Origin of the sequence: Methylophilus sp., assembly GCF_008015755.1 — a bacterium.
Taxonomy (GTDB): Bacteria; Pseudomonadota; Gammaproteobacteria; order Burkholderiales; family Methylophilaceae; genus Methylophilus.
This window is the reverse complement of the sequence record NZ_SSGF01000017.1, coordinates 37,094-49,391: the sequence shown is the minus strand read 5'-3', so window position 1 is coordinate 49,391 and position 12,298 is coordinate 37,094. Positions and strand designations below refer to the sequence as shown.

General features: G+C 43.8%; 13 protein-coding genes and 1 pseudogene. 8 read left to right on the top strand and 6 right to left on the bottom strand.

The window, feature by feature from the left end; genetic code table 11:
- Positions 1-34: 34 nt before the first annotated feature.
- The 4 genes from E6Q52_RS13155 to E6Q52_RS07245 form a co-directional block, all read right to left on the bottom strand.
- On the bottom strand, positions 35-376 hold the full coding sequence (locus tag E6Q52_RS13155; protein WP_367124996.1) for a DUF4113 domain-containing protein: 342 nt from the start codon (positions 374-376) through the stop codon (positions 35-37).
- A 219-nt stretch (positions 377-595) separates the two neighbouring features.
- The gene (istB, locus tag E6Q52_RS07255) at positions 596-1,339 is read right to left on the bottom strand and encodes an IS21-like element helper ATPase IstB (protein WP_019898834.1); all 744 of its coding nucleotides are present in this window, start codon (positions 1,337-1,339) and stop codon (positions 596-598) included.
- Positions 1,336-2,892: an IS21 family transposase gene (gene istA / locus E6Q52_RS07250; RefSeq protein ID WP_019898833.1), complete on the bottom strand. Its 1,557-nt coding sequence runs from the start codon at positions 2,890-2,892 to the stop codon at positions 1,336-1,338. The genes istB and istA overlap by 4 nt, the downstream gene beginning before the upstream one ends.
- Positions 2,893-3,164: 272 nt before the next feature.
- The gene (locus E6Q52_RS07245; protein ID WP_029144095.1) at positions 3,165-3,404 is read right to left on the bottom strand and encodes a hypothetical protein; all 240 of its coding nucleotides are present in this window, start codon (positions 3,402-3,404) and stop codon (positions 3,165-3,167) included.
- 92 nt (positions 3,405-3,496) lie between these two features.
- Between E6Q52_RS07245 and E6Q52_RS07240 the strand changes: the two genes are divergently transcribed.
- On the top strand, positions 3,497-4,312 hold the full coding sequence (locus tag E6Q52_RS07240) for a hypothetical protein (RefSeq protein ID WP_019898831.1): 816 nt from the start codon (positions 3,497-3,499) through the stop codon (positions 4,310-4,312).
- A gap of 109 nt (positions 4,313-4,421) precedes the next feature.
- Here E6Q52_RS07240 and E6Q52_RS07235 read toward each other — a convergent pair whose 3' ends face one another.
- Complete coding sequence (locus tag E6Q52_RS07235; protein ID WP_019898830.1) at positions 4,422-4,820, bottom strand: MerR family transcriptional regulator; 399 nt, start codon at positions 4,818-4,820, stop codon at positions 4,422-4,424.
- Between the two features lie 91 nt (positions 4,821-4,911).
- On the opposite strand from E6Q52_RS07235, the gene merT reads away from it, so the two are divergent.
- The 3 genes from merT to merA are packed head-to-tail and all read left to right on the top strand — an operon-like array spanning position 4,912 to position 7,241.
- Positions 4,912-5,268, top strand: coding sequence for a mercuric ion transporter MerT (gene merT, locus E6Q52_RS07230; protein WP_019898829.1), 357 nt, complete (start codon positions 4,912-4,914; stop codon positions 5,266-5,268).
- 10 nt (positions 5,269-5,278) lie between these two features.
- The gene (gene merP, locus E6Q52_RS07225; RefSeq protein WP_019898828.1) at positions 5,279-5,587 is read left to right on the top strand and encodes a mercury resistance system periplasmic binding protein MerP; all 309 of its coding nucleotides are present in this window, start codon (positions 5,279-5,281) and stop codon (positions 5,585-5,587) included.
- Between the two features lies 1 nt (position 5,588).
- Positions 5,589-7,241 carry a mercury(II) reductase gene (gene merA, locus E6Q52_RS07220; protein WP_036316742.1) on the top strand — a complete coding sequence of 551 codons (1,653 nt, stop codon included), beginning with the start codon at positions 5,589-5,591 and terminating at the stop codon, positions 7,239-7,241.
- 352 nt (positions 7,242-7,593) lie between these two features.
- Here the strand turns inward: merA and E6Q52_RS07215 are convergent.
- Positions 7,594-8,103 (bottom strand): annotated as a pseudogene (locus tag E6Q52_RS07215) (DNA polymerase V subunit UmuC); the annotation flags it as partial.
- Here E6Q52_RS07215 and E6Q52_RS07210 point away from each other — a divergent pair.
- The 4 genes from E6Q52_RS07210 (at position 8,092) to E6Q52_RS07195 (ending at position 12,227) form a co-directional block, all read left to right on the top strand.
- Positions 8,092-8,358 carry a helix-turn-helix transcriptional regulator gene (locus E6Q52_RS07210; protein WP_292820452.1) on the top strand — a complete coding sequence of 89 codons (267 nt, stop codon included), beginning with the start codon at positions 8,092-8,094 and terminating at the stop codon, positions 8,356-8,358. The pseudogene E6Q52_RS07215 and the gene E6Q52_RS07210 sit on opposite strands and share 12 nt — an antisense overlap.
- 148 nt (positions 8,359-8,506) lie before the next feature.
- The gene (locus tag E6Q52_RS07205; protein ID WP_292820449.1) at positions 8,507-9,823 is read left to right on the top strand and encodes a hemolysin family protein; all 1,317 of its coding nucleotides are present in this window, start codon (positions 8,507-8,509) and stop codon (positions 9,821-9,823) included.
- A 139-nt stretch (positions 9,824-9,962) separates the two neighbouring features.
- Entirely contained in the window at positions 9,963-11,312 is a 1,350-nt protein-coding gene (gene chrA / locus E6Q52_RS07200; protein WP_292820446.1) for a chromate efflux transporter, read from the top strand.
- Between the two features lie 18 nt (positions 11,313-11,330).
- Positions 11,331-12,227 (top strand): DUF1259 domain-containing protein, encoded by an 897-nt coding sequence (locus E6Q52_RS07195; protein WP_292820443.1) that lies wholly within the window; start codon positions 11,331-11,333, stop codon positions 12,225-12,227.
- Positions 12,228-12,298: the final 71 nt, after the last annotated feature.

The following is a 12,298-nucleotide window of genomic DNA, read 5'->3' as shown; positions in this document are numbered from 1 at the left end:
ATCAGGGTGTGCGTTTTACATTATCCAAGAAAAACTATTTTATTTGTAGTAACTGGGACCAGTCGCCAGTGTAATTGGGACTGAGATAATTTCGTTGCATCCTCCACTCTTGAATATTGCCTTCAGCAGCCGACTTAACAGGATTGTTTGGATATTTATGTTTGATCCTGTCCATCACATCCATTAATGATTCGGATTTTGAATCACTTTTACTAAAGCCAAACATATCGCTCTGCAAACCACCTCTAGATAAGGTCTCTAGTAGCATCACCCCACACTTTTGATAATACACACCTGGTCGATATAACTTCTTTAAAAGCCATAGAGCAGTTTTAGTGATCTTGGTTGTCGAATTCGTGGGTGCTGGGAAATCTATTGACGCAAAATTTCATCTTCATTGCTCACCTAAATGCATCCCACACTACTCAGAAGTTGCATGACGTTCTGACCAGCAATTGCAAAGCCTATATTCGGGAATTGCATAGCAGTGTCCAGCGTTTGCAATGAAATGCGCACTAGTTGCATGAGCAATCCCCTAATTACAATTTTTTGGTAGTGGCAACAAGATGGATTTGGTACCACTACCATACCCTAATTATTCTTTTGACCTACCTTTACGTAAGGAGCCTCCCTTCAAATCGATATAATAAGCAGCATGCACCATGCGATCCAGAATGGCATCGGCAATCGTAGGATCCCCCAGAAATGCATGCCAGTGATCAATGGGATACTGGCTAGTAAGAACCAGTGCACCAACACGCAATCGATCACGCTCATCGACAACATCCAGCAAGGTTCTAGCCACCAAAGAATCAAATGGCATCAGTCCCAAATCATCAATAATTAGTACTGCAGCTTTGATCAGCCTACCTTTTAATTGCGGTAACGAACCATCTGCAGCTGCAGTTGAGATTTCTTCAGCGATCTGGCTGGAAGATCTATAAATAACAGACAATCCAAGGCGACATGCTTGAACTCCAAGTGCACAGGCCACCCAGCTCTTACCTGTTCCAGTCGCCCCAGTAAAAACGATATGCTTTGGTTGACGCACCCAGTCGCAAACCGCCAGTAAAGCAAATAACGGTTTTTCCAGGCCACGAGACTGCCTGAAATCCACATCCTCCAGACAAGCTGAGGGGTAGCGTAGTCTGGCCATTTTGAGCAGACGGTTGAGACGGCGACTATCACGCGATGACACTTCACTGTCAACCAGAATACCAAACTGCTCTTCAAATGACAGGCCACGAAATGCTGGTTGTCCAACATTAGCCTGCAGAGCATCGGCCATGCCAAGGAGTTTTAGCTCTCTCAGTTTAGAGATGGTTTGTTGCATCATCATTCTTCTTCTCCAGTTATTTGTTTGTAGTATTTACTGCCACGCACATTGGCGTGACTTACCAAAGGTTCGGCTTCTGCATCCGGTCTAGGTCGTTTATCTGCCTTACTACGAAATATTGAAAGAATGCTGGTATGAGTCATAGAATGGATACTCACCGCGTACTCACAGACTTCTTCCAGCCGGTGCGCTCCATATTGCCGTCCCAGCTTCTGGATTGCACACGCAGCCCGGATCCCATTTGCTAAATGACGATTCTCCAGCAAATGATGCTGGAATACTTTTTCTGTGGCCGCACCGACAGCCATTGCCCATTGCAACAATTGATCGGGGCTGCCCTCGGCATACTGCAAGTGGTTTGGTGACAGATGCGCTGGGTTAGTTGTATATCCACCTATAATATTGGATAAAATGTGCGTAGCTACCCGCATACCATTGTGTATTATCTCGATAGTTTTAGGCCCTGTACGGATATCGACGAATGCATGCGCTATAGCATAGGGCAGCGAGTAATAGTGCCCTTCATGCTGTACATGGTAATTGTCTCCAACACGCACCTTGAGCCGCCAAGCGGCATATTCGTAGGCCTGATCTGGTAGGGGTTTTAAAGCTAATTGATCCAGCATCTCATAACGTTGGCGGCGTGACGCCTTGTAGGCTTTCATTTCTTTGCTATTAAAAATATCCAATAGATGCAGAATTTCCGCATTCGCTTCTTCCAGAGAATAGAACTGGCGGTGACGCAATGCTGCAAGAATCCAGCGTTGGATTATGAGCACAGCTACTTCAACTAAACCTTTGTCATTTGGCTTGCGTACCCGTGCTGGCACGATGGCAGTGTCGTAATACTCTGCAAACTCTGCATAAGTTGGATTAATATGCGGACCATTTCGAGTGACTTTCGACACTGCAGACTTGAGATTGTCTGGAGTAATGATACGTGGAACACCACCGAAATATTCTAGCATCTTGACATTACAGAATATCCAGTCCGGTATCGCCTGCGACCAAACAGCAATGCAAAATGAATAACTTGATGCGCCCAATGTCGCCACGAATACCTGGGCATACCGTACACTATTATCGTCACGGTTATAGATTGGCAGCCTGCGCCCAGCAAAATCAACAAATATGGTTTCGCCAGGATGATGAATCTTGCGCATACTTACACGCTGCTTCTTTAACCAATTTTTATATATGCGTGTTGCTTGTGTGTATGAAACGCCATCTATATGCTCTATATGCCACTCCTCCCAGAGTAAACGTAGAGTCACATCTTTGTCACGCTCCATTTCTCTATGCCAAAGCAGGCAATCTGGATGCGAACGATTGGATGCTGCAAGTTCTGGCTTTTTGATAAAAGCTGCAAGAAATGCATCATCTCCAAATGCTTTAAGTTGCTCCCAAGTTACACCCAGTGTTGGTAACTGTGATGCGATCTTATTGATAGAGCCCGATGCAACGCCAACCAAATTAGCGATCTGGCGGTTAGACAAATCTCCACCCGCGCATAATAAACGCACGATTTCTCTACGTTTGAATATAGGTATTGCCATGAATAAACTCCTGTAAAAACCGCCTGCAAGCATAGTAAGGCAGGCTAAATAATTGAATGGTTAAATTCTGGTAATGGACAAAGCGAGACGTCGACCTTGACAGCCGATACAGGAGAGTAGACAATTCAAATCTCAAGGGTGCGATCTTGATGTTTTGTCAGAAGGCTTGGGTCATACATAACCCAAGCCTTTTGCGCTTTGTGGAATCTCGCAATCGATTGCAACTAAGGTCCCATGTGTTTTCCTTTCATCATTTCATCGAATCCCATTGTTTAGCTTTGAATGTTCGATTGCTTCATGAGCCATGTTGCAATATCAACGGTTAACGCAAACCAACCTCTTCGTCCTGGCAATTTAAAAACGTGTACACCTAATGCTTGTCTCTGCTGACTGCGGTGAAAAGCAGCGTAAGTTTTGAACCCTAGTGCCGCATAGAGATCTTGACCACCCATAGTCGGGCCAAACCTTAATATTAGCTGCTTCGACAAATCGGCCAGAGGGTTGTGGGTCATAGCTGAACCTTGAATTAAGTTAATTAGGGCTAATCTTGACTGCATTTACATAAATGTTCTAGGATGTGCTGAACCCCTATTCAAGTGACACCATGAAAAAGAAGCGCGGAGGACAAAGGACACATTGGGCAGAAAAAGCCAGAGTGTGGGCTTGGTATCGAGAAATTAAACGGCGCTGCAATTGGTCAGATTATGTTTTAGATTATGAGTTTGCTTGGACGGATAATGGCATGCCTTCTCGTTCGATTGACCACAGGCCAAGAATGTTTGAATGGATACGCAAAGTCGCCCGAAAACCTGCAGGGCAAGATCCGCGCTGGCGCGATATGAATTCGCTGGTTACAGCCGTTGATCAGTTCCCTTTATTTCATGGTACACAGGCACTATACCAAGCTGAATTTTGGGCTATTCTACAGGAGCAAACATCCACACCTAGTCTTGTTCAAAGGCGTGTAGATCAACTTCTACAAGCTTATGGCCTAGTTAGAATTAATCCTGACTCTGTTGTAGAAATTACCAAGTTGATCGAAAAATATGGTCGGGAACAAATCTTTGATCGCTGTTTGATGCTGTCATTGAGGAGAATGGACAATCTGTCGGCCATGGCTTTGGTCTGGCTGTTGTACTTGCAGACTGAGCCCTCCCATAATTGGCGGTTTCGAGAAATACTCGAATCGATAGCTGACAAGCAATTAGATCATTTTTTTAGCCACTATTTCTCGCTGGAATTGCATCTAACATACTACACAGATGCAATTCATACGCTTCAACACCTTAGGCTTGACATGTTGGAACGACCACCTTATGGCTTCGGATACATTGAAACTATCGGGACTTGGCCAATCCTTCCTAACGAGTTGATAAATTCCATTTCCGGAGAGCAGTTGTTCTCGCTTGATCTCCTATAAACTAAGATCAATATTGTTGTTGCTCTAAGGGTCTACGATATTCAATGTGCATCGCTTGAAGTATATGGTTATATTGATATACGATCAGCCAATTAATGTAGCTAACTATTTAGTGCTTGTGCAGAGAATCAATGATTGGACATGCTGTTTCGTAATTCTCTTTTTCGCATTTTCCAATCAGTTCTCGAAGCGTTTCGCGGATACGTTCAAGTTCAGCGATTCTGGCATTCACCATATTTAATTTTATCAATGAAGCATCATGCGTTTGCTGGCAAGCATCACAAGCTTCCATGGCTAATAACTCTTTAATATCCTCAAGCGTGAACCCTATCGCCTGGGCGCGTTTAATAAAGTGTATCTCCTCAATGCACTTTTCTGAGTAATAACGAAAGCCACCTAAGGCTTTAGCAGGCTCGGCTATCAAACCTTTACGTTGATAAAACCTGATCGTTTCAATATTGACAGAAGCCGCTTTGGCCACTTTGCCGATGGTTAGTTTTGATTGCATCACATCACCTTGAATAAATTTTAAAACAGATTGACATCGTACTATAGTACAGCCTTTATAGTACGCTTTTAACTCTATAGATGGAGATTTTATGGCACAAGATAAACTAGCGAATACCACGCTCATTGGCGGTGCAATAGCCGCGATTGCAGCTTCCGCTTGTTGTTTAGGACCGCTGATTTTAATCAGCTTAGGTGTTGGCGGCGCTTGGATATCGAATCTGACGATGCTTGAACCCTATAGACCCATTTTCATCGGCATTGCTTTGATCTGCATGGCTTTGGCCTATCGCAAAATCTACTCAGCTAAACCTGCAAATGCATGTGTACCGAATACATTGTGTGCTAAACCACAGACCAATAGAAACTATCGAGTAATGTTCTTGGTAGTGTCAGCGCTGGTGTTGATTGCTTTACTTTACCCTTACTTTGTTACTTTACTTGAATAGGAAATTGTCCATGTTGAAATCCATTATTTTAACTACCTCATTTGTGACCGCGTTGAGCACTTCAATCTTTGCATATGCGGCAATTCAGAACGTGACGCTTGAGGTTGCTGGCATGACATGTTCTTCCTGCCCTATCACTGTCAAGAAAGCGCTTAGTAAAGTGAAGGGTGTGCAACAGGTCACAACCGACTTTAAACATAAGCAAGCAGTTGTTCGCTTCGATGATACCCAAACTACCTTGCAAAAGCTTACCGATGCCACAGCGAATGCTGGTTACCCCTCTAAAATAAAAAACACATCATTAAAAAAGACGCCTTAATATGAATACAATCAATCTCAACATTAGTGGAATGACCTGTGATCACTGTGCAGGTACCCTTGAAGCCGCTTTAACAAAAGTAGCAGGGGTGGATAAAGTCTCAGTATCTTATGCTGAAAAATTAGCACAAATAACAGTAAAACCTGAAACGGATCTTAATATTGAAACATTGATCAAAACCGTCCAAGCTACTGGCTATAGTGCTCAATTGGATGACACGCAATCACCAGCTTTACCAGTAACAGTAAAATCACATAATAAGCCACTCAATATCGTCATCATCGGTAGTGGATCCGCCGCATTTGCAGCAGCACTGGAAGCAAAAGATCTGGGCGCTCAAGTCACCATGATTGAAGCTGGCACGATTGGGGGTACTTGCGTCAATGTAGGCTGTGTACCCTCCAAAATCATGATTCGTGCTGCACAAATGGCGCACCAACAAGCACATCATCCGTTCTCTGGCATTGAAACACACACACCTGGCATTGACCGTGAAAAACTGGTCACACAGCAACAGGCAAGGGTTGATGCACTGCGTCATGAGAAGTATGAATCTATTCTTGAGAGTAATCCCGAGATTAATCTGGTCAAAGGACGTGCACGTTTCAAAGACGCCAATACTGTCATTGTTACAAAAGAAGACGGCGCTAAGCAAATAATGACAGCAGATCGCTTTCTAATCGCCACAGGGCGTAGCCCAGCGTTACCTCCAATTGCTGGCTTAGCGGATAAGCCTTACTGGACGTCTACCACGGCACTTATCGCCACAGAAATACCTCAACATCTGATTGTGTTGGGGGCATCCGTAGTGGCGGTTGAGATTGCACAGGCATTTTTACGACTAGGCGCTAAAGTAACCATGCTTGCCCGTTCAACTCTGCTCTCTAAAGAAGACCCAGACATTGCAGACGGCTTGCAACAAGCACTAGTTGCTGAAGGGATGGTCGTCATGTCACACGCGATTGTTAATCATGTTAAGCATGAAGACAATTTGTTTCATTTGACTGTGGGTGACGAGACGATAAGAGGCCATCAGCTGCTTGTTGCAGCTGGGCGCACACCCAATACGAGAGATCTTGGCTTAGAAAATATTGAATTGAATATGACCTCACAGGGTGAAATCATTGTCGATGCACAGATGCGCTCTTCATTACCGAATATCTTTGCCGCAGGTGACTGCACCGCATTACCGCAATACGTCTATGTAGCCGCGGCCTCTGGGAAAACAGCGGCGCGCAATATGACAGGGAATGAAGCCACATTAGATCTTGCGGCTATGCCTGCGGTGATTTTTACCGACCCACAGGTGGCGACTGTAGGCCTGACAGAACAACAGGCGCAAGCACAGGGTTTACAGGTTGAAAGCCGCAAATTAGGCCTAGAAAATGTGCCACGTGCACTGGCTAACTTTGAAACCACGGGATTTATTAAAATCGTCGCTGAACAAGAAACTGGCCGCATTGTTGGTGTGCAGATATTAGCGGCAGAAGCAAGTGAAATGATTCAAACAGCGGTGCTTGCAATCCGTCATCGCATGACTGTACAAGGCATAAGCCAAGAATTATTCCCATACCTAACGATGGTGGAAGGACTGAAGCTATGTGCTTTGACCTTCTTTAAGGATGTTAAACAGTTGTCTTGCTGTGCAGGGTAATTGAAATATTTGTTATTTAATACTGAAAGTAACATTGGAAAATCAATGTAATCTTTACTTTATAATTTAGATAGGCCATAAATCTTACTTACCACACCTGGTCCTCAGAGTTGGTTAATGCCGTGTAAAGTTTGTGGCCTTTTCTAATTGTGCCGCATCTATGCAATATAAATGCAATTTTATGATTCATACAATTCAATGAACTTATACTTTAGGCAGGAGTTGTATGAGCATTTGGCAATAGTTAACAATATTCATCATTAAAAAAACAGTGTGAGCAACCAAGTCGACTTTGGCGAGCACTTCATTTAGAAATTAGGTGATCAATTTAATGAAACTGGTCGATTGAAAGCTGACCTGAGTAATACTCAGCTTTATCATGCGGGCTATTCTGAGCAAAGACATAGACTCCGTTCGCATATAATCCTTTACGCCGCATCCTTTCTGCAGCGATCCCCGCATGAAAAGCAACCGCCTGGCTGAGATCTGCCATAGTAGAAGCTCGTACGCCGAATGAACGTGAACTCATGACTTGTTTGGCTTCAGGAAGCTCATCTTCCATTTCAATCCAAATTTCACCACTCAACTCTCGTGCAGTACGCTCCAGTAGCACCCCAAACTTGTCGCGGATTCGCTTTAGATCCGCTTTCTTTAACCGCAGTGCGCTAAAGACACCTACCTCATTTAATTTTGCCTCAAGCCGTCTACCCACGCCCCAGACTTTAGAGACAGGCAAATCAGCAAGGATGGCATCCACTTCAGTTTCTGAAAGGGAGGTGAAATCGCATACTCCGTTCCACTGAGGCTGCTTTTTGGCGCAATGATTGGCCAGTTTTGCCAAGGTCTTGCTATGGCCAAAGCCATTAAAGAAATCCGACTAAGCAAAGAATTGACGCAAGAGTTTTTTAGCGACATATCCAGCAGAACTTATATGTCAGTTTTAGAGAATGGGAAAAAAAGACCGAGTGTTGAGAAAGTTGATAGCCTGGCAAATGCTATTGGAGTTCACCCCTTAACGATACTAACTTTATCGTATCTAATCGCAAATGAAGAGCTAAAGTTAGATGATCTGCAAAAAAAAATATACGATGAATTAAAAGAAATTAATCGCACTTAAGCTACATTCCTATTCATCCAATCAATTGATTCATTGAAATACAATCAGTTGAGTCTCAGCAGTTCAATTGGTATTCCACCTGTTCTAGATATAAACTACAAATCCCTCAAATTGCATTTCAGCTGACAAGGGAATTAAGGCATTATTCGTGAGTAGTAATTTATTATTAGTTTTCTGGGCATTCTTGCTCGTGCTTTTAAATGGTTTTTTTGTAGCCGCTGAATTTAGCCTGGTTAAATTGCGCAGCACGCGTGTGAATGCCATTGCAAAGAATCTGGGATGGCGCGGCCGGATGCTGGCAAAGGTACATAGTGATTTAGATGCTTATTTATCCGCTTGCCAATTGGGCATCACGTTAGCTTCGTTAGGTTTGGGCTGGGTAGGTGAGCCCGCTTTTGCCGCTTTAGTTGAACCTGCATTGGTAAGTATTGGAGTAACAAATCAACAGTGGATACATGGCATTGCCTTCGTCACTGCTTTTTTCACCATTTCATATTTACACATTGTGGTCGGTGAATTAGTGCCAAAGTCCTTAGCCATTCGTATGGCTGAGCGCATAGGTTTGTTGACTTCTCCGGGCCTCTTCACTTTTTATTGGGTAATGTTTCCTGCCATTTGGGTATTAAATAAAAGTTCTAATCTGGTCATTAAGGCTTTGAAATTAGAGCCTAAAGAAGGACACGATACACATTACTCCCCTGAAGAGCTAAAGATCATTCTAAGAAGCTCTCGACCTAGTGCTGAGTTTAGCGCATCGGAATTGAAAGTATTAGCGCAGGCAATTGATTTCCGGCAACTTAAAGTCTCTGATCTTATGCATCCATTCCAGGAAGCGGCGGTGTTATTGGAAGGTGATACGTTCAAAGCACATATGGAACGTATTGCCCAACATCGTTATAGCCGATATCCACTAGTCTCAAATGAGGGCCAAGTTCAGGGGATAGTGCATATCAAAGATTTGTTTATTACCTTCAGCAAAAATCCAGATTTTAACGCTATACATAAGATATTAAGGCCAGTGACTCTCGTCAAGCCAGACACCTCAGCAAATGAGCTGTTCCGACGCCTTCAAAAGGGTGCTCCGCATCTAACAATAGTTGGTCATGAGGGCTATCCCCCAATTGGATTTATCACATTAGATAATTTGCTATCTGCGTTGGTAGGAGATATCCGAGATGAATTCCGCCAGTCTCAAAGTGAATGGACAAAGCTTGATGATGGTTCGCTTTTGGGTAAAGGAACTTTGTCTATCAATACTTTAGAGCGTACTTTAGGCATCGATATTGAATCGGTAGAGGCTGATACGGTTGCTGGTCTAATTTTGTGGAAGTTAGCTGAATTACCAGAAGAAGGACAGCGTATTCCTTTCGAGAAATTCGATGTTGTAGTCAAAAAAATGCTTGGGCCTAAAGTTTTGCTCGTTCGTGTTTATCCTAAAAATCAGCCACAAACAAATACTCACTGAAAAAGCATTTTTTAGATATTGTCATGTCACTAGAATAAAATTATAATGAAGGCATGGGGATTAAGCAGCCTCCCCGTTTCAAGACGATTTCCGTCCAAGGTCTGCTCAAATCTTGGGAATTCCCACGAAATGAGAGCTTATGGACGCGACAAATAATAATACCTCTTCCCCCAATACCCCTATTTCCTTCAAAGAGGCTTTCTTGTATTGGCTCAAGTTGGGCTTTATCAGTTTTGGAGGCCCTGCAGGACAAATCGCCATCATGCATCACGACCTGGTTGAGAAAAAACGTTGGATATCTGAAAAACGGTTCCTGCATGCTCTCAACTACTGCATGTTACTTCCAGGCCCTGAGGCTCAACAATTAGCTACATATATTGGCTGGCTCATGCACCGGACATGGGGAGGTATTGCTGCTGGTGTTCTTTTTGTTTTGCCCTCATTTTTTATTCTTATTGGCCTAGCCTTTGTATATATGGCATATGGTTCTTTGCCTGCAGTAGCAGGAATTCTATATGGGATCAAACCTGCAGTTGTTGCCATTGTTTTATTCGCTTCATACCGAATAGGGTCACGTGCACTTAAGAACAAAGTGCTATGGGGCATAGCTGCCCTTGCATTCATAGCAATCTTTGCCATCAAATTGCCATTTCCTATCATCGTTCTCACTGCTGGTGTGATTGGATATCTAGGTGGCAAATATCATCCTCAATATTTCCAGGGCGGAGGCGGACATAGCGCCAGCAAACATGAATATGGCAAAGCGTTGATCGATGATGACACGCCAACTCCTGACCATGCTTTATTCACATGGCAAAAATTTGGCCTTGTACTAGCAATTGGGTTAGGAATATGGGCTGTAACAATTTCAGCATTGGCAACTGTTTATGGCTGGGATTCCGCTTTCACTCAGATGGGTTGGTTTTTCACAAAAGCAGCACTGCTTACCTTTGGTGGGGCTTATGCCGTTTTACCTTACGTATATCAGGGTGCGGTGGAGCATTACAACTGGCTAACACCGGTCCAAATGATTGATGGTTTGGCCTTGGGAGAGACCACACCAGGGCCATTGATCATGGTTGTGACATTTGTTGGCTTTGTAGGGGGATGGGTAAGTCAGGTGTTTGGCGTAAATGCCGTATTTGGTTCCGCTTTCGTTGCTGCTTCCATCGTAACCTTCTTTACTTTTCTCCCTAGTTTTGTCTTCATCCTGATGGGCGGCCCTTTCATAGAAACTACGCATGGCAACCTAAAGTTCACTGCGCCGTTGACTGCAATTACCGCTGCGGTTGTCGGAGTCATTCTTAATCTGGCATTTTTCTTTGCCTATCACGTATTTTGGCCTACCGGCTTTAGCAGTGGTATTGATTGGCTTTCCCTCGTTCTCGCTGCCCTGTCTTTAATAGCGATCTTCAGATTTAAGGTCGGTGTTATTGCCGTGATTCTTGCATCAGGCCTACTGGGCATGTTGTTGAAACTTAGCTTTTGATTTGTGAAAGGAAAAATGATGCAACGACTTAAAACACTGGGTATCGCAACTGCGATGTCTCTTTTCACTTCTACGGCAATCGTTGCTGGGCCATCGTTTGATACAGCTTCAATCGAGAAAATTACGGGTTTAAAAGGTCAGTACACCGAAACAGAACAGGTATTCAAGATATCTCGCCCTCGCACGGATGTTCAGGTTAATGTCGATAATTGGAAGATGCCACCTTTTATGGGATTGACCTCTTGGGCAGCGTTCACTCCGGGACAGAATCACCTTATGATGATGGGCGATACTGTTCTGTTCGAAGATGAAGTTAACCCGGTTATGAGTGCAGCATTTGAGTCAGGGCTGGAAGTGACAGCGCTTCATAATCACTTCTTCTTTGATAATCCCAAAGTGTATTTCATGCATATTGGCGGGATGGGAAACGAAATTACGTTGGCCAATGGTGTAAAGCATGTTTACGAGACGATTGATGCCATTAGGAAGGCAAAGCCTGAACCACAGAAGTCCTTCGACGGTGAAATCCCATCAATCAGTACAATTTCTGCCCCACCACTTGAAGAGCTTTTTGGAAAAAAGGGGGAAAGCAAAGACGGCATGTTCAAAATTTCATTCGGTAGAGCATCTTCCATGCACGGGAAACCGATTGCGAATGCCATGGGTGTAAATACTTGGGCGGCTTTTGCCGGCACCGATGACAAGGCCGTTGTAGATGGTGATTTCGCGATGCTTCCTAATGAATTGCAAGGTGTTCTAAAAACGATGCGTGGGGGCGGAATTAACGTAGTTGCTATTCATCAACATATGACTGATGAAGAGCCGCATTATCTGTTCATGCATTACTGGGGCAAAGGACGAGCTGCCGACTTAGCCAAAACAATACAAAAAGCGATGAAGACTCAAAGTCCATGAGTTTTCAATCATCGTTAACGTAATCATATTTTGAAAGTGAAGGCCTGGTGGACAGGGATACACCAGCCACT